The organism is Plantactinospora sp. WMMB334, assembly GCF_049179095.1.
GTDB lineage: Bacteria > Actinomycetota > Actinomycetes > Mycobacteriales > Micromonosporaceae > Plantactinospora.
Genome location: NZ_JBMHME010000002.1, coordinates 4,999,785 through 5,016,939, shown reverse-complemented (window position 1 = coordinate 5,016,939; position 17,155 = coordinate 4,999,785). Strand labels below are relative to the sequence as shown.

17 protein-coding genes are annotated in these 17,155 nt (G+C 73.9%); 9 read left to right on the top strand and 8 right to left on the bottom strand.

What is annotated here, in order from left to right; all coding sequences use genetic code 11:
- Positions 1–24 precede the first annotated feature (24 nt).
- From ACN27G_RS21380 to ACN27G_RS21370, 3 genes are all read right to left on the bottom strand, one after another.
- Positions 25–204 carry a hypothetical protein gene (locus ACN27G_RS21380; protein ID WP_421494550.1) on the bottom strand — a complete coding sequence of 60 codons (180 nt, stop codon included), beginning with the start codon at positions 202–204 and terminating at the stop codon, positions 25–27.
- Positions 167–1,150, bottom strand: a complete 984-nt coding sequence (locus ACN27G_RS21375; protein ID WP_421494549.1) for a TIGR04222 domain-containing membrane protein — start codon at positions 1,148–1,150, stop codon at positions 167–169. Before ACN27G_RS21375 ends, ACN27G_RS21380 begins: the two co-directional genes overlap by 38 nt.
- Before the next feature lie 131 nt (positions 1,151–1,281).
- Positions 1,282–1,824, bottom strand: coding sequence for a hypothetical protein (locus tag ACN27G_RS21370; protein ID WP_421494548.1), 543 nt, complete (start codon positions 1,822–1,824; stop codon positions 1,282–1,284).
- 377 nt (positions 1,825–2,201) lie between these two features.
- Here ACN27G_RS21370 and ACN27G_RS21365 point away from each other — a divergent pair, with 377 nt between their 5' ends.
- Positions 2,202–2,549 (top strand): hypothetical protein, encoded by a 348-nt coding sequence (locus ACN27G_RS21365; protein WP_421494547.1) that lies wholly within the window; start codon positions 2,202–2,204, stop codon positions 2,547–2,549.
- On the opposite strand, the gene ACN27G_RS21360 is transcribed toward ACN27G_RS21365, so the two are convergent.
- A complete protein-coding gene (locus tag ACN27G_RS21360) occupies positions 2,468–3,565 on the bottom strand; it encodes a BTAD domain-containing putative transcriptional regulator (RefSeq protein WP_421494546.1) in 1,098 nt (365 codons plus the stop codon). The genes ACN27G_RS21365 and ACN27G_RS21360 overlap by 82 nt on opposite strands.
- A 245-nt stretch (positions 3,566–3,810) precedes the next feature.
- Between ACN27G_RS21360 and ACN27G_RS21355 the strand changes: the two genes are divergently transcribed.
- Positions 3,811–4,548, top strand: coding sequence for a DUF998 domain-containing protein (locus ACN27G_RS21355; RefSeq protein WP_421494545.1), 738 nt, complete (start codon positions 3,811–3,813; stop codon positions 4,546–4,548).
- A gap of 280 nt (positions 4,549–4,828) precedes the next feature.
- The gene (locus tag ACN27G_RS21350; protein WP_421494544.1) at positions 4,829–5,542 is read left to right on the top strand and encodes a G5 domain-containing protein; all 714 of its coding nucleotides are present in this window, start codon (positions 4,829–4,831) and stop codon (positions 5,540–5,542) included.
- Between the two features lie 78 nt (positions 5,543–5,620).
- On the opposite strand, the gene ACN27G_RS21345 is transcribed toward ACN27G_RS21350, so the two are convergent.
- Positions 5,621–5,989 (bottom strand): VOC family protein, encoded by a 369-nt coding sequence (locus tag ACN27G_RS21345; protein ID WP_421494543.1) that lies wholly within the window; start codon positions 5,987–5,989, stop codon positions 5,621–5,623.
- Here ACN27G_RS21345 and ACN27G_RS21340 point away from each other — a divergent pair.
- Positions 5,896–6,531, top strand: a complete 636-nt coding sequence (locus ACN27G_RS21340) for a dihydrofolate reductase family protein (protein WP_421494542.1) — start codon at positions 5,896–5,898, stop codon at positions 6,529–6,531. The genes ACN27G_RS21345 and ACN27G_RS21340 overlap by 94 nt on opposite strands.
- Positions 6,532–6,535: 4 nt before the next feature.
- Positions 6,536–7,042 (top strand): GNAT family N-acetyltransferase, encoded by a 507-nt coding sequence (locus tag ACN27G_RS21335; RefSeq protein WP_421494541.1) that lies wholly within the window; start codon positions 6,536–6,538, stop codon positions 7,040–7,042.
- 14 nt (positions 7,043–7,056) lie between these two features.
- Here ACN27G_RS21335 and ACN27G_RS21330 read toward each other — a convergent pair whose 3' ends face one another.
- Positions 7,057–8,019, bottom strand: coding sequence for a L,D-transpeptidase (locus ACN27G_RS21330; RefSeq protein ID WP_421494540.1), 963 nt, complete (start codon positions 8,017–8,019; stop codon positions 7,057–7,059).
- Positions 8,020–8,111: 92 nt separating this feature from the next.
- Here ACN27G_RS21330 and ACN27G_RS21325 point away from each other — a divergent pair, with 92 nt between their 5' ends.
- Complete coding sequence (locus tag ACN27G_RS21325; protein ID WP_421494539.1) at positions 8,112–8,543, top strand: VOC family protein; 432 nt, start codon at positions 8,112–8,114, stop codon at positions 8,541–8,543.
- A 58-nt stretch (positions 8,544–8,601) separates the two neighbouring features.
- Here the strand turns inward: ACN27G_RS21325 and ACN27G_RS21320 are convergent, their stop codons facing one another.
- Entirely contained in the window at positions 8,602–9,876 is a 1,275-nt protein-coding gene (locus ACN27G_RS21320) for a MerR family transcriptional regulator (RefSeq protein WP_421494538.1), read from the bottom strand.
- A gap of 604 nt (positions 9,877–10,480) precedes the next feature.
- On the opposite strand from ACN27G_RS21320, the gene ACN27G_RS21315 reads away from it, so the two are divergent.
- Both ACN27G_RS21315 and ACN27G_RS21310 read left to right on the top strand, forming a co-directional pair.
- Positions 10,481–10,867 (top strand): peptidase inhibitor family I36 protein, encoded by a 387-nt coding sequence (locus ACN27G_RS21315; RefSeq protein ID WP_421494537.1) that lies wholly within the window; start codon positions 10,481–10,483, stop codon positions 10,865–10,867.
- 170 nt (positions 10,868–11,037) lie between these two features.
- Positions 11,038–13,899, top strand: a complete 2,862-nt coding sequence (locus tag ACN27G_RS21310) for a LuxR C-terminal-related transcriptional regulator (protein WP_421494536.1) — start codon at positions 11,038–11,040, stop codon at positions 13,897–13,899.
- A 37-nt stretch (positions 13,900–13,936) separates the two neighbouring features.
- On the opposite strand, the gene ACN27G_RS21305 is transcribed toward ACN27G_RS21310, so the two are convergent.
- Positions 13,937–14,614: a BON domain-containing protein gene (locus tag ACN27G_RS21305; protein ID WP_421494535.1), complete on the bottom strand. Its 678-nt coding sequence runs from the start codon at positions 14,612–14,614 to the stop codon at positions 13,937–13,939.
- Between the two features lie 294 nt (positions 14,615–14,908).
- Between ACN27G_RS21305 and ACN27G_RS21300 the strand changes: the two genes are divergently transcribed.
- The gene (locus ACN27G_RS21300; RefSeq protein ID WP_421494534.1) at positions 14,909–17,068 is read left to right on the top strand and encodes a hypothetical protein; all 2,160 of its coding nucleotides are present in this window, start codon (positions 14,909–14,911) and stop codon (positions 17,066–17,068) included.
- Positions 17,069–17,155: the final 87 nt, after the last annotated feature.

Sequence of the window (17,155 nt, the reverse complement as noted above, 5' to 3'; positions counted from 1 at the left end):
GTCCGCTCACCGTGGCGTCTCCGCTCACCGGTCGGTCGGGTCGGGGGAGCGCTCGACAAGGTGCCGGTCGGCGAGGTCGTTGACCGCCGCCACCACGTCGCTGAGGTGGATGCCGCTGCGCCGGCCCGACCGCCCCCCGACGCGGCGCCACCGGGGCGGCGGGCGGTCAGCTACCGCCGCCCCCGCCGCAACCGCCGCCGCCACCGCAACTGCTCCCGCCGCCTCCGCAACTGGCCCCGCCGCCTCCGCAACTGGTCCCGCCCGAGTCCGAGCCGTAACTGCCCGCCCCGCAGGCGAAGCCGCCGGAGTGCCCTCCGGAGTCGCCGCCGCTGCCACCGGCGACCCCGACCCGCTGCCGCAACATCCCGGCCCCGGCGGCGAACTCGGGGTCCGCCGCCCAGAGCGCGGCCGGGCCGAAGAGCGCGACCGCCATCCCGGCGCCCGCCGGGCCGTACGTGCTCCACGCCGGATGCTGGGACGGAGCCAGGTGGGCGTGTTCGGTACGCAGGGCGGCCAGTGCCCGGTCGCCGGCCCGGGTACGGCGGGCCGGGCGGCGGCCCAGCAGTACGGTGGCCACACCCAACCCGACCACGGTCAGGACCAGCGGCAGCCAGGGCTGGCCGGTCGAGACCTCGGCGAGCAGCCGGAGCACGCCGAGCAGCAGCACGCCGGCCAGCATCCGGGTCCGGCCGCGCAACGCCCGCCGGGTCTCGGCGCCGGAGAGCAGCCCGGCCTGCTCCAGGTCGGTACGGAGCCGGGACAGCTCCATCCCGACGCCCGAGTCGAAGAACAGATTCCGGGGTGTCCGGCGCTGCCCGGCGAAGCGGTGGATCGCCGCCTCCAGGCCGCCGGCCCCGGCCGGACGGTCACCGGCGACGATCAGGTGCCGGTCCGGAGCGGGGCCGACGGCGATCGCTCCGGCGTTGCGCAGCGAGGCCAGGGCGGCGCAGATCGCCAGCCGGTCGCCGCCGTCGAGGTGCGCGACCTGCGCGGCGGTCAGCGTCGACGCCGGTACGCTCTCCGGCCCGGCGAGGACCTGCCGGCGCCGTACGGCCGCGAGCCCGACGGCGACCACCGCCAGCAGGAGATAGCCCGCCAGGAAGGTCGACGCCGTCATCCCCCACGTCACGGTGCCCGGATCAAGAGTCATGATGCTTCCCCCGTCCACCTGGGCCCGACGTTCCTCGATTGTCGGGGCGGGATGGCCGGAGGGCGCCGTTGATCAGCCTTTCTTGCTCGAAGCTTGCGTTTGGCGGGACGGTCGACGCTCGGCCCCGACGTTCAGCCGCGGGTGAGTGGACAGCTGAAGTCGATGCTGAACTCGACCTCCTGCCCGGTGGTGGCCCGCCTGGCCGTGCCACTCAGCGAGCCCGAGGTGCGGTCGCCGTCCTCGCTGCGCTGCCCGGTGAACGCCACCGTCTGGTACGTCTCGTCGGCGCCGCCGAGCGTCAACGGCACGGTCGCCCCGTCGGAGTCCTGGTCGAACGGCCCGGGGTCGTGCGGCAGGGACAACTCGATCGTGGCGTCGGCGGTGCTCAGCGAGAAGAGCTTCGCCGGCACCTCGATGGTGGAGCAGTCGTCGGTGGTGAACTCGTACTTCCTGCCGTCGGCGGTCACCGTGACGGTGCCGGTGCCCCCGGCCGGCGCTCCCGGCTCCGGTTCGCCGGACTCCGGTGCGCCACCGCTCGGCGCGGCGCCCCCGTCCGTACCGCTGGAGCCGCCCGTCGGGGACGGGTCGTCGCCACAGGCCGTCACCCCCGAGAGCATCGCCAGCCCCAGCACCGTGCCCAGCAGCACCCGGCGCCCACCGATCCACCCGCGCATCCGCCCCTCCCAGGGTCCGTGGTCGTGCAAACCCCCTCATCGTCGTCGGCCCGGTTCGGGACGGATTCAGGAATCGTTCGGGTGGCCGGGCGCGGGCCCCTGCCGGGTGGCCGGGCGCGGGCCCCTGCCGGGTGGCCGGGCCGCGCCGTCGGTGCCACCGGCTTCCCGCTGCCGGGAGTGGAGCCCCGGTGCCGGCAGTTCCGGCGCCGCCGCGTGTCCTGCCGGTTCTGCCGGTGCCTCGGCCGGTCGGTCGAATTCGGCGCAGCCCAGCACGGGTGCGCCGGCCGGAACCCGGTCGCGGAACGCTACCCGAGAGACGCCCGCCGCCGGCCATAACATCGACAGATATCGAAGAGCCGAATGATGGGAGCTGGAGAATGCGTCGGATATCCGCCCTGCTGGCCGCAGTCGTCACATCGGTCGCGTTGCTCGGGTCACCGGCTCCGGCCCAGGCCGCGCCGGGCGACCAACAGTGGTCCTGCGGCAGCGTGCCGTCCGGCTGGGTGGTGCTGGCGTACGCCGGCATCTGCAATCCGACGACCCGGGCCAGTTACCTCTTCATCCAGCAGGCCGAGGGGATGCCCGCCGGCTCCTCGCTCACCGTGTGCCAGTTCTCGTCCATCCCGGCGGGGTGGCGGGTCGTCTACGGCCCCGTGCACGTGGGCAGCTGCGTCGTCAACTGGGGCAGTTCGTCGCCGAACGCGTACATCATCTCCAACTCCTGACCGGGTATCTGCTGGCGGAGCACCCGCAGGTGTGCCGCCCGGAGTTCGGGCCCGGGCACCACGCCCAGCTCCTCGGCGAGCCGGTCACGGATCTCGGCGAAGAGTCGCAGCGCGGTGGCCTGCTGCCCGGCGCTCGCCAGGGCGAGCATCAACCGGGCGTGCAGCCGCTCGTGCAGCGGCTCCGCCTCGGCGACCTGCGCGAGCAGCGTGGTGACCCGGGCGGTCGTACCGGTGGCGAAGGCGAGGCCGGCCAGGGTCAGGACGCAGTCCAGCCGCTGCCGGGCCAGCGCCGTCGCCACCGGATGCCGGAGCAGCCCGGGAAGACCGGCCAGCAGCGGCCCCCGCCAGCAGGTCAGCCCGGCGGCGAGCAGATCGACCGCCCGATGCGGGTCGCCCCGGTCGCGCGCCCCGGCGGCGCGCTCGGCGAACATCCGGAAACGGGCCGCATCGACCTGGTCGGCCGGTAACGCCAGCCGGTAGCCGGAAGAGTCCCGCACGACGACCGGCGGGCCGGCTTCCGGTCCCGCCTCCGGACGGCCACCGCCGAGGTGACGTCGGAGCCTGGTCAGATAGGTGTGGACCAGTCCGGAGGCGCTGCGCGGCGGCCGGTCCTGCCACAGCACGTCGACGATCTCGGAGACCGGGACCGCCTGGTCCGGCTGGATGGCGAGCAGGCCGAGCAGCAACCGCTGCTTCGGCGGCCCCACGTCGACCGGCTGGTCGCCACGACGGATCCGCAACGGTCCCAGCACGTCGACCCGGAGCCCTCGCCTCCGGCCGGACTGCCGGCCCGCAACGGTGGAGCGGAGCCGGGCACGCTCCAGCGGCGAGAGGCCGAGGGCGGCGCTGAGCCGACTCATCACCCGGTGCTGCGGCGCCGCCACCCGGTCGTGCTCCAGGTCGCGCACGGTCCGCACGCCGATCCCGGCGCGGCCGGCCAGGGCTGCCTGGGTCAACCCGGCCTCCGCCCGGTACGCAGACAGCAGCTCGCCGAACGTGCCCGATTCCTCGCTCACCGGCACCGAGAGTTCCAGAAGGGACTGAACCGCCACTGGAACCGGACTGGATCCACGACCCGGACGGAATCCGTGACCTGGACCGGATCCACGTCGCGCCCCGGATGCCGGCCAGCGCCGGCCGGCTACTCCGACCGGTGTAGGCGGTAGTCCGGTGGTGTCGAGCCAGGTGTCCCCGCCCGAACGACGCGGTGTCGTCGCGGGCGGTCATAACGTGGCGACGCGACACCAGCGAGGAGGCTCCGATGTCCCGCACCGACACCAACGACCCGACCCGCTCGGCCCGGCCGGCCCGCGCGACCGCCCCGGCCACTTCGACCATCGGCCGGGCGCGGCGACGGGTTGCCGCCGCCGCGGTACTCGCCGGGCTCGCCCTGCCGCTCGCCGGCTTCGGCGTGGCCGACCTCGTCAATCCGGGATGGAGCCCGGTCGAGCGGATGGTGAGCTACTACGTGCATGCGCCCCGGGCCGGCTGGCTGATCCCTGCCGGCGCACTGGTGCTCGCCGCCGCGTCGACCGGGCTGCTGCGGCTGGCCGCGCCCCGCACCCGGGGCGGCCGGACCGGGCTCTGGCTGCTCGGCGTCTGGTGCGCCGGATTGCTGGCCGGCGGGCTCTTCCCGACCGACCCGTACGGCCAGTGGGACCGGCCGCCGTCGGTCGCCGGGGCGGTGCACGGGGTGGCTGCGCTGACCGCCTTCGCCGTGCTGCCGGTGGCGGCGGTGCTGCTCACCCGGGTGTGGCGGCGGGACATCCGCCGGCGCCCGTTCGCCGCCGTCCTGACCGGTGCGGCGGCGCTGACCGTCCTCGCGTTCCTCGGCTTCGTGGTGATCGGCGGCGACGTGATGGCCGGCGGACCGTCGCTGACCGTCGGAGGATACGAGTCGGTGGCCGGGCTCGCCGAGCGGGTGCTGCTCTGGTCGTACGCCCTCTGGCTCGGCACGGCGGCGATCGGCCTGCGTCATATGCCGCGACAAGGCCGATGACCCTGCCGTGGGGTCTCTCCAGGGCCGTCCTGACGGGTTGCCGTGAAGGTCCGTCTCACCGGCCAAATCCAATGATCAGCGTTCGTACGCCTGCCGGAAGTCGACGCCGGCCGACCGCGAGGCTGTCTGCGGGACCCATTGGTGGGGCGATGCCGGCTGACCGGTGTCACGAAGTGTCGCCACCCGACCGCTGTGGATGATCTCGTGCTGAGTCGAGACTGCTGCGGTGACCTATCGAGCGCAGGAACCATCCGGGTATCCGCTGGGAGCGCAGCGGCCGATGCGTCATTCGGCGATTGGAGTGCCACAGCCGGCGGTCGCGAATCGATCGCGAACCGGGCTGCTCGGCGGACTCGGACCGGGGCAGAAGGCGGCGCTGTTTGTCGGTGGGCCGGTGCTGTCGCTCCTGCTCTGCTGCGGAGGTCTGACGGCGATCGGGAACGTCGCCGATCCCGAGGGCACATCGGCGACCAACTCCTCGGCGGCAGGGTCGCCGCCCGCTGCCGCGGCGCCCACGTCGTCGCCGAGCGCGCCGGCAGGCGAAGTCCCGGAGGCCGCGGTTCCGGCACCGCCCTCGGCGAGCCCGACGGTCGAGAAGCGGCGGGTCACCGAAACTCGGAGCATTCCGTTTGGCGAGCGGACCGTGCAGGACTCGTCCCTGGCGAAGGGCAAGCGCAAGGTCCGGACCGCGGGAGTCGAGGGCTCGAAGACGCTCACCTACGAGGTGACGTACGTGAACGGTGTGCCGACCAGCAAGAAGCTCGTCGACGAGGTGGTGACGAAAAGGCCGGTGACCCGGGTTGTCGCGGTCGGCACCAAGGAGACCCGGAAGTGCGATCCGAACTACAGCGGCTGTGTGCCGATCGCCAGTGACGTCGACTGTGCGGGTGGCGGCGGCAACGGCCCAGCGTACGTCAGCGGCCCGGTCAAGGTCATCGGCAGCGACATCTACGACCTGGACCGTGACGGCGACGGTTACGGATGCGAGGACTGAGGTCGGCGGGTTGATCACCGTCGGAGAGGCGGTGGCCGTCGCGACGGTGGGACCTGGACCACGTTGGGACGGTCGCCGTCACCCGGACGCGGACGGCTCCCAGTATGCCTCCACCCGGTGCCCGTCGGGGTCGAGGCACTTGAAGGCGGTGTACGAAGGCTGGTCGTAGCTTTCGACGATCGGGACGCCGTCGGTCTCCAGCCGGCGCAGCAGCGCGCGGACGGCATCGGGGTCCGGCAGCCGGAAACCGAAGTGCAGGAACGGCGGCGGCTCCTCGACGGCCTCCACGGCGTGCAGGGCGAGGTCGAAGCCGTCCGCGTCGCGGACGATGACCGTGCCGTCGGGATATCGCTGTGCGCTGGTCGGATCGAAGCCGAAGTAGGCGTGGTAGAAGCGGAGGCTGCGCCGCGGGTCGCACACCGGCAGGCCGAGGTGGTTCACACGCACCGGCTCACGCTAATCCTCCCGGCCGGCGCCACGCGATCGGATTTCCTACCCACGCTGCTGTTGCGGCAGGAGCCGCTCGACCCGGTGAGCGCGGCCTGGAGTTCGGGGCGCCGGGTGGCCTCCAGACGCAGTTCGAGCGGCCGGCCCTGCGGGAGGGCGTCACCAGCCCGTACGCCCACCTCCGGCAGATCGTCTTCTCCGGCACCCTGACCGGCACCGACCCCGAGGTCGAGATCGTCGACACCGACCCGGTGGAGTTCGTCCGTACCCTGAAGCGGGCCGAGGGCCAGGACATCTGGCTCTGCGGCGGCGGTCGCCTGGCCGGGGCGCTGCTGCCGGAGATCGACGAACTGATCGTCAAGCGTTGTCCGGTGGCGATCGGCGCGGGCATCCCGCTCTTCGCCGGGGTCTTCCGGCCGGTCCCGCTCGCGCTCACGGGCAGCCGGACCTTCGACTCGGGCGCGGCCGTCGTCACCTACACCCCGGCGTGGGCCGGGACCGGAATATCGGTGGCCGGGCCGGTGGCTCGGCGGCCAGGATGACCCCATGCGGATCCGACCGGCCCGACAGCCGGACCTGCCGGGGCTGCGGGAGATCGAGCGGGCCGCCGGGCGGTCCTTCCGGGACGTCGGCATGCCGGAGGTCGCCGACGACGAGCCGCCGTCGATCGAGGAGTTGAGCCGCTACCAGCGCGCCAACCTGGCCTGGGTGGCGGCCGGCCCCGACGACGTGCCGCTCGGCTATCTGGTCGCCCAGCCCGTCGACGGCAACCTCCACGTCGAACAGGTCTCGGTGCATCCCCGGGCCGCGCGTCGGGGCGTGGGCCGGCGACTGCTCGACCACCTCGCCGGACACGCGGCGGCGACCGGCGTACCGGCACTGACCCTGACCACCTTCGCCGACGTGCCGTGGAACGCCCCGTACTACACCCGGTGCGGGTTCGTCGTCCTCGACGAGAGTGACCTCACTCCGGGACTGGGGGTGATCCGGGCCCGTGAGGCGGCGCACGGCCTGGACCGGTGGCGGCGGGTCTCTATGCGTCGAGACCTCTGAGTGCGGTCGTCCCGCTACGGCGCGGACAGCGGCCCGGGAGCGGGAGGCGGCCCGGGCGAGGGAAGCATGTCGGGCGCGGAGAACTGGTCGACCACCACCAGCTCGGTGCCGGGTGCGAGCTCGGAGAGCAGCAGTTCCTGAGCCTTCCGGCTGAGCTGGATGCAGCCGTTGCTGGTGTTCCGGCCGATGTCCCGCGGGTTGTACCAGGCGTGCAACCCGATGTGCGCGCCACGCAACCCCGCCGGCACCGCCGCCGGATCGTCGGGTACGGCGCCCAGCGCGAAGACCTCGGTGTCCGCGTACACCCGGCCGGGCAGGGTGGAGCGGCCGAGGATGAACGTCCGGCCCAGTGGGGTGGGCTGGGCCGGCATGCCGAGGCCGACCGGCCAGGACCGGACCAGTCGGTCGTCCCGGTACCAGTGCAGCCGGTGGCTCCGCCGGGCCACGACGAGCAGGTCGCGCAGCTCCGAGCTGCTCCATGGCCCGGGTGGCACCCAGGCGATGGTCCGGTTCGCCGACGGCAGGAGCACGGCGGTCCAGCCCGCCCGGCGGGTCACGATCGGCATGGTCACCGGCACGCCGGAGATGGTGGGCGCGAGGAAGGCTCGCGGTCGGCCGCCGGGCGCGTCGTACGCGGCGATCCGGCGGATCGGCCGGAGGCCCTCGCCGAGCCGGACCGTCGACATCGGAGCCGGATCCCGCGGGAAGCCGCGGGGAGCCGGCCCGTAGTCGACCACCGGCAGGTCCGCCGGAGGCGGCGCCGCCGGCAGGGTCGGCTCGGCGGTCGGCGTCGTGGGTGGGGCGACCGGGGCCGGCGCGGGCTCGGCCGCCGACGGGTCGGCGCTCCGTCGTGGGCCGGGCGCGTCGTCGACCACCACCATGGTGAGCACCAGCGCGGCACAGAGTACGCCGAGCGCGGCACCGGCCCGCCGTCGCGCCCGTCCCGGGGTGAACGGGTTGAAGCGGACAAAAGCCATCAGACTACTGTAAGTGGTCGGTCGCCTCCGGCAGCCCCATTCGGGTCGGCCCGCGTGTCAGACTGGGCCGCTGACGGTGCCAGACTGGGCCGATGACGCAGCCGTCTCCGGTCCGGCAACTTCGACTGGTGGTCACCGCCGACGACTACGAGCAGGCGCTCCGCTTCTATCGGGACGTGCTCGGGCTGCCGGAGCGGGCGGCGTTCTCCTCGCCGGACGGCCGGGTCGCGATCCTCGACGCCGGCCGCGCCACGCTGGAGATCACCGACCCGGGGCACGCCGAGTACATCGACGAGGTCGAGGTCGGTCGCCGGGTCGCCGGACACATCCGGGTCGCCTTCGAGGTCGACGACTCGCCGACGGTCACCGCCGCCCTGGCCGAGGCGGGAGCGACGGTGATCGCCGAGCCGACCCGTACTCCGTGGAACTCGCTGAACTCGCGGTTGCGGGCGCCCGGTCACCTGCAGCTGACCCTCTTCACCGAGTTGGACGAGCGCCGGCGCGAGGCGGGTGGCGACGCCTGACTCGACCGGGCGCGGTGTCGGCGGCCGGTCTCCGGTCACGGCCGGCGGTCGGTCTCCGTCAGAGCTGGACCGGCATCAGGATCGAGTAGGCGCGGTCGTCGTCGAGCCGGCGTACCGCCAGGGGGCGGATCGGCCCGTCCAGTTCGAGGAGGAGTTGGCCCGGCCCGACGGCGTCCAGGGCGTCGAGCAGGAATTCCCGGTTCACCCCGACCCGTACCGCCGAATCGGTCGAGCCGGCCGGCGTGCCGGCGGTGGAGACGCTGAGCCGGTTCGCGGTGTCGACCGCGAGCACGCTGACCGTGCAGCGGGCGCCGTCGTCCGGGCGTACCACGGTCCGGGTCTCGCCGGTCGCGAGCCGCTCGCGCAGGCCGGCCGCGTCGGCGGTCACCCGGCGGCGGTCCGGCCCGCCCATCGCGGTCCGCAGCAGCCGGCGGTAGTCCGGGAACTCGTACGTCAGCGGAGTGCCGCTCACCTGTCGGTCCCGGACACGCAGGGCGATCGTGGACGGTCCGAGGGTCAGCGTCGCCGGCCAGCCGCCGGTCAACAGCGCACGGGCCGCGTCCACGAACGCGACCGGCGCGGTCGCCCCGGAGGCGCCGGTCTCCAAGTCCGTGCCGGTCTCCGGGTCTGTGCCGGTCTCCGGGTCTGTGCCGGTCTCCGGGTCTGTGCCGGTCTCCGGGTCTGTGCCGGTCTCCCGGGCGGTGCCGGTGTCCGGATCCGTGCCGGCCCGCGCGGCACAGATCTCGGCGACGGCCGTCCCACACCGCTCGGTGGTGTCGACCTCGGAGACGGCCATCCGGTAGCGGTCGGTGGCGACCAGCCGGAGCAGGCCCCGGTCGACCTCGAAGCGGACGCCGCCGAGCATCGGCATGCCGGGGTCGGCGCCGACGGCGAACCGGACGGCGTCGACCGCCGCGGCCAGCTCCGGCCCGGGTACGGTCAGCCGGATCGCCACTCCGGCGACCGATCCGGCGACCGAACCTGACGGGCCGCAGAGCGCGCGCAGCCGGACCACCTCCCGACGGGCGTCGGCGAGGCCGTCCTCGAGCCGGCGCAGGTGCGCATCGAGCAGCCCCGGCACGGCGGCCGGATCCGAGCCGTGCAGTTCCACCACCCGGGTGATCTCGGCCAGTGGCATGCCGGTCCGGCGCAGCCCGGCCACCAGGCGGGCGGCGGGTAGCTGCCGCTGCGCGTAGCGGCGGTAACCGGTGGCCGGGTCCACCAGTGCGGGCGTCAGCACGCCGGCACCGTCGTAGAAGCGCAGCGCACTGATGCTCAGGCCGCTCGCCCGGGCCATCTCGCCGATGCCGATAAGCCGGCCAGCCCCATCCACGTCCAGGCATTCTGCCCCCTCGACCAGGTCGAGGGTCAACCCGATGCACCGAGAAGTGACGTAACGGGCCGGAAAGGTATTGCCGTGTCCGTACGCCGGCCTTGGGCGGTTTCGAACGGTTGCGGTAAACAGCAAATGCGTTTACGGGTCGTTGTGACGGTCATGGTGGCGTGTTATGGTATCGACGTCATTGGATGGCTTGGCTCGGGAGCGTTTCCTGTTTCTCCATTGAAGACCGCGTACGGGGGCGTAGCGTGAGTGTGAGAATGTCGCCGTTCGAAGCCGCACGACGAGGTGCCGCCGAAGAACTCGATCGATGATTCGCTGACATCACGCGGGCCGTGGCCACCGCTGTTCCGCCCGCGTCGCCGCTCCGCCCGCGTCGCCGCTCCCGGTCATGCTGCTGGCGACCGGGTTGTCCGGCTGCCGTTCCGTCCTGCGTCGCCACCAGCGCGTGGGGGAACGGCACCTTTCCACCGTGCATGCCGACCGGGCGCCTGTCGATGTCGACGCGATACCCGTAGCCCCCGTATCCGTTCTGTGGACAGGGCCGTTTCCGGCCTAACGTCACCGCATTTCCAATCGGTCAGGAAAAGGGGAAATCATGCCTGGATTGCGCATCGACATCCGGAGAATATCTCGGGTACTGGTGTCGCTGACCGCCGTGGCCGTTCTCGGCGCCGCGTACGCCGGACCGGCCGCCGCCGCTCCGACGACGACCGGCACCTGCGAGTTCTCCCGGGCGTTGTGCCTGTTCGAGGGGACCTCGTACACGGGTGCGCGGTTCACCGTCTCGGCGCTGGATCCGGTCGTCGGCGCCTGTGTCGACCTGGTCGAGCACGGGTGGGGCGAGCGGGCCCACTCGTGGATCAACACCAACAGCCGGGCCGCCCTGCTCTATGTCAACGACGACTGCACCGGGCGGCCGATGCTGCTCAGCGGCAGCAACCCGGCCTTCACCTTCCCGAGCAGGAGCGTGTTCGTCTACTGATGACCGGTCGCTGACGACCACGCCTCCACCAGCACGGCGGCCGGCCGGGCGCGGCGGCGCGCCCCGGCCGGCCGCATCGGGTGAACCCCTCTCCTCCGCAAGGGGTGAACCGCGGCGGGCCGGGTATCCGCCTCGGGCCGTCGATTCGGACGGACCGGAGGAGGTGGGCGTTGTCGATCGAGCGGATCGAGGAGTTGGCCGGGACGGTCGCCCCGGCCGGTGGCACGGTGCTCGCCCGGCCGGGCCCCGACGGCGGGCGTCCGGAGCCTCCGTTGCTCACGGCGAAGCTGACCGCCACACCGCGATCCGGGGCGGTGCTGCTGCCCCGGCCCCGGTTGTTCGACCTGCTCGACCGCGGAACCGCCGGCCCGCTCACCCTGGTCTCGGCCTCGGCCGGCTGGGGCAAGACCGTGCTGCTCAGTTCGTGGTGCCGGGCCCGCAACGCGTCGGACGGCCGGGCCGGGAACGGCTCGGGTCCGGGACCGGTGGCCTGGCTCTCGCTGGAGCCGGGCGACGGCGGAGCGCGGCTCTGGTCATATCTGTACGCCGCGCTGCGTCCGGCCGTCGACGGTCCGGAACCGGACGCCCGCGCCGAACCGGATCCGGGGTACGGACTGGAGTCCTTCGCCGACCAACTGGCCCGCCGTCCCCGGCCGGCGACGCTCATCCTCGACGACCTGCACCAGGTCGACGACCCGGAGGTCTCCAGCGGGCTGGAGTTCCTGCTCCGGCACACGGCGGGACGGTTGCGGCTGGTGATCGGCTGCCGTGCCGATCCCGGGCTGGCCCTGCACCGCTGGCGGCTCAGCGGCGAGTTGACCGAGATCCGCGCCGCCGACCTGGCGTTCCGGCCCGACGAGGTCGCCGACCTCTTCTCCGCGTACGGGGAGCCGTTGCCGCCCGAGCAGACCCACGGGTTGGTGAGTCGCACCGAGGGCTGGCCCGCCGGCCTGCGCTTTGCCGCGCTCGCCCTGCCCGGTCACCCGGACCCGGCGCGCTTCGTCGACGAGTTCACCGGCGAACACCCGGACGTCGCCGACTATCTGACCGAGGAACTGCTCACCGGACTCTCCGGGGACGCCCGCGAGGCGCTGTGCCGGGCGTCGCTGGTCGCGGGCTTCTCGGCGGAGCTGCTCGGCGCGCTGACCGGCCGGACCGACGGGGCCCGGATCCTCTCCGAAGTGGGCCGTCTCGGCGGGTTCGTGATCCCGCTCGGCGGCCGGCCGGCCGGGTACCGCTGCCATCCGATGCTCGGTGACCTTCTCCGCGCCGATCTGGCCCGTCGCCCGCTCGAGCAGGTTGCCGAGCTGCACCGCCGGGCCGCCTCCTGGTTCACCGCGAACGGACTGCCGGCGGAGGCGCTCCGGCACGCGCTCGCGGCCGCCGACCGGGCGTACGCGACCGACGTGCTGCGGCGGCACTGGCCGGACCTCGTCCCGTACGGTCAGCGCGGTCCGGCGCGGCCGGCGCCGCCGGCGCCGGCGCCCGAGGTGGTCCGGGCCGACCCCGAACTCGGCCTGGCCTACGCCGCCGACAGGCTGGACGGCGGCGAGCCGGTTGCCGCCGCCGGGTACCTCGGGCTGGCCGACGAGCACAGCCACCCGCTCGACACCGCAGCCCGGCAGCGGGTCCGGCGGATCGGCGCCGCACTGCGGCTCGCCGTGGCCCACCTGGAGGGAGACGAAGCGGCGGTCCGGGCCACCGCCGGTGAACTGCTCCACCCCGACGCGCCCGGCACGAACCTCGACACGAACCCCGGCCCGATCGCCGACGGCGCTGCCGATGCGGACGATTCTGGACTTCGGGCGGGAGCGGTGGCCAGGATCGTGCCGGCCACGATGCGCTTCGGGACGGGTGAGGTGGCCGCCGCCGAGCCGCAGCTCGCCGACGGGTTGGCAGCGGCGGTACGGGCGGGGCTGCCCCGGACCGGGCGGCTCTGTCTGGGGCGGTTGGCGCTGGCCCGGGCGATCCGGGGCGAGTTGACCGCCGCCGACGAGGCCGCCCGCTCGGTGCTGGGGACGGCGCCGCTGGGCGGCCTGGTCCGGCCCGCGGACGGCGTACACGCCCATCTGGCGCAGGCGCTCGTCGCGCTGTACCGGGACCGGCAGGACGACGCCGAGTCCCACCTGGCGCTCGCCGTCCGGGCCGCCGGGCACGTCGACGAGCCACTGGTGCACGGCGTGCTCGGTGTGATCGAGGCGCAGTTGCTGCGCGACCGGGGAGACCTGACCGGCGCGCACCAGGCACTGGCGGCCCGCCGCAGGCGGCTCGGCGACCGGGCGGAGGCGCAGCCGCTGGCGCACTGGCTGCTGGCGGCCGAGGCCGAGGTGTGGATGGCGCACGGCGATGTCGAGCTGGCCCGGGAGATGCTGACCTCCGCACTCGACCGGGAGGTGGTCCCGGCCGAGCCGGTGGCGATCGCGCTGGCCCGGGCACACCTGCGGGCCAGGGATCCGCAGGCGGCGGTGCGCGCGCTGCCCGACTGGGACGGGCCGGCCGGTGGGAAACCGCCGCCGTCACCTCCGCTGCCTCCTCCTCCTTCACCACCACCGCTTCCGTTGCCATTGCCGTTGCGGCTGGCGGCCGGCATACTCGACGCGAGCGCGTCCCGGCTCGCCGGGGACCACCGCCGTGCCGCCCGGATTCTCGAACGGGTGCTGCGGCTGGCGGAACCGGAGGGCTTCCGGCAGGTCTTCACCCGGGCCGACCCGCCGGTACGGGACCTGCTCGCCGCCCACCTCGACTCGGGTACGGCGTTCTGGCCGATGGTGGACGACCTGCTCGGCGCCGCCGACGGCGCGGGCGGCGGACCGACGACCCCGGCGGGTGCGCCGCCGAGCGAGCCGCTGACCGAGCGGGAGATGACCGTGCTCCGCTACCTGCAGAGCATCCTCTCCAACGTCGAGATCGCCGCCGAACTCTCCCTCTCGGTCAACACCGTCAAGACGCACGTCCGGAACATCTATCGCAAGCTCGACGCCACCCGCCGCCGGGACGCGGTACGCCGCGCCCGCGAGCTGCACCTCCTGTAGGCGGGGCCACGCAGGAGCTGTCCGGCCGGGGCCGGCCTCACCGCCGTACGGTGATGTGGTTGTCGACGTTGGCGACACCCGGCGCCGACCAGGCCACGCGTTCGGCCTCCTCGCGTTCGAGCCAGGACCGGACGTCGCCGGTCAGCACCACCGAGTCGCCCTCGATCCGCAGCTCGATCCCGGCCGCGTCGGTCTCGACGCTGCGGACGAGCGCACTCCGGATCCGTTCGGAGATCTCGTCCGGCTCGGGCACCTCGTGCGGCCGCACCGATATCCCGTTGGTGAGGCCACGGACCCCGGCCAGCCGGCGTACCGCCTGCTCGGCGGCGCGTCGCTGGTACTCCCACTCGACCTCGCCACGGAGCACGACCCAGCCGGTGGAGACCGTCACGTCGACCTGCGAGGCAGGGACGAAGGCGTCCCACTCCAGGGTCCGGGTGACCGCCGCCGCGATCTCCGGGTCGTCGCGTTCGGCCGAGGACGGGAGCCGTACCTCGAGATCGTTGGCGACGGCCCGGACCGGCCGCACCCGCTGCGCGGCCCGCTCCGCCGCCCACTTCCTCGCGTAGTTCTCCACCCAGCCGCGCAACGTCACGACGCCGTCCTGCACCGCGACGCCGATCTCGTTCGGCTGGACCCGGGGCTCCCGGGCCAACTCCGCCAGTACGTCCCGTTGGATCTCGTCGTCGCTGCGGCTCGTCGCACGGCCGGCCATGCTCTCCTCCGACGGTCGGGTTCTGCCTCGGCACGCTCACCGCCGCCGGTCGCCGACCCCATGGGCGTACCGGCGACCGGTAGGCTGCGGCCCGCCGGTCGGCTCCGCTGGCGCACCGGTCGGCTCCGCTCCTCGACTCTGGCTCGCCGTCGGGTGAGTGCCCCTCACCCGGCGCGGGTGAGGGGAGCGCGGGGACGTGACAGTCCGATAAGCATCATGGATCATCGATGCCGACGTGCTGCGGGAGGCCGCCGTGGTGCGGGAAGCAGGGCCGGGGCCGGAAGGATTTGGCAGATGAGGATCGAGCGGCAGGCGGTACCGGCCGGTGGGGACGGGCAGGCCGGCGACGAACGGGACGACGGCAGGCGACCGGACGAACGGGACGCCGGCACGCGACCGGACGAACGGGCCGGGGGCGAGCCGGAGGGACGGGCCGGCGGGGGAGCGGGTGCCCGCGCCGTCGTACGCCTGCTCAGGCACGAGTGGACGGTCGCGGTGCTCGGCGGGCTGCTGCTGGCCGTCGTGCTGACCTGGCCGACCCTGCGCGACATCACCACCACGATCCCGCAGGACATCGGCGACCCGACCCTGCAGGCGTGGCAGATCGCCTGGGGCGGGCACGCGGTGCTGCACGATCCCACCCAGTTGTGGCACTCCAACGCCTTCTATCCGGAGCCCTACACCTACGCCTACTCCGACACCCTGCTCGGCTACGCTCCGGCGGGGATGCTCGGCGAGGGGCCGGTGGCCGCCGTGGTGCGGTACAACATCCTCTACGTGCTGGTGCACGCGCTCGCCTTCGTCGGGGCGTACGCCCTGGTCCGGCAGCTCGGCGCGGGCCGGATCGGCGCCGCGGCGGCCGGGGTGGCCTTCGGATACGCCCCGTGGAAGCTGGCCCAGGCCGGGCACCTGCACGTGCTCTCCATCGGCGGCATCGCGTTGGCCCTGGCGATGCTCGCGCGCGGACACGGCTGGTCGCTGCGGCACGGTTACCGACCGGACCGGTGCCGTCCCGGCTGGGCGTTCGCCGGCTGGGCGGTGGCGGCCTGGCAGATGACCCTCGGTTTCGGTATCGGCCTGCCGTTCGGGTACGTGCTGGCGCTGGTCTGCCTGGTGGCCGCCGCCGGCTACGGCTGGGCGTGGTGGCGTCGGCGGTCCCGACCGCCGTTCGGGCGCCGGCTGTTCGTCGCCGACCTGGCCGGCGGAGCCGTCTTCGGCGGGGTCAGCATCTTCATGGCGTTGCCGTACCTGGAGGTGGTGGCCCGGCATCCGGCGGGTCGGCGGACCCTGGAGCACGTGCAGATGTTCTCGCCGCCGTGGCGGGGCTTCCTCACCGCCCCGCCGGAGAACTGGCTCTGGGGCGAGCGGCACGCCGTCGCCCGGGAGAGCCTCAGCTTCGCCGGAGAGATGACCCTGCTGCCCGGGGTGGTGCTGATCGGACTCGCCTTCGCCGGGCTCTTCTTCTCGGTGTGGCGGGTCCGGCACCGGGTGCTGCTCGCGGCCGGTGTGCTGGTCAGCGTCGGGCTGGCCAGCGGCACCACGCTCTTCGGCGACGGCAGCCCGGGATACGCCACCCTGGTGACCTACGCGCCCGGCTTCGACGCGATCCGCACCTCCGGCCGGCTGGTTCTCTGGACGACGCTGCTGCTCGGCATCCTGGCCGCCGGTCTGCTCACGGCGCTGACCCGACTGCCCGAGGAGGCGCCCGACGCCGCCCCGCCGGACGGCGGCGCGCGGCCGGACGCCGAGGACGCCGGACGGCCGGACGTCGACGACCCCGCGCGGCCGGTCGGGCAGGGAGCCGCGCCGCCTGCCGGGCAAGAGCCGGCAGGGTCGGTGTCGACCTGGACACCAGAGGCGTCAACGGTCGCGGATGACGCCTCTGGTGTCCAGGTGAGTGGGCCGGGGGGTGCCGGTGGCGGGCCGGTCGTCCTGCGGCCGGCCGCGTACCGGGCACCGCAGGGCGTCGAGGAGGCGCAGGGGCGGGCGGCCGGGCGGCGGCGGGACGCCCGACCCCGGAAGCTGCTCGTCCGGCTGGTCGCGCTGATCCCGCTCGCGCTGGTCGTGCTGGAGGGGGTCAACACCACCCCGCACGCCCCGGTGCTGCCCCAGCCGGCCGCGTTGCGCGGGGCCGAGGGTCCGCTGCTCGTGCTGCCGAGCAGCGGCACGCTGGAGTTCAGCGTGATGCTCTGGTCCACCGACGGCTTTCCCAAGATCGTGAACGGGCTGGCCTCCTTCATCCCGGACTCGCAGGCGCAGACCCTCGCCGTCACGGCGAGTTTCCCGGACCGGCCCAGCGTCGATCACCTCCGCCGGTTGGGCGTACGCACCGTGGTGGTGCTGCCGGAGTACCTGCCGGGCACGCCCTGGCAGGAGGTGTTGAACCGGCCCGTCGACGGGCTCGGGATCGCCCGCGAGGAGGTCGGCGGCTCGGTGGTGTTCAGGCTCGGTTGACCGGAGCGGGAGCGGGCCGGCGGTGCCCGGGCCCGCTACGGACGGGGCCCGACGCGGCGACGCGTCGGGCCCCGTCCGGGTACCCGC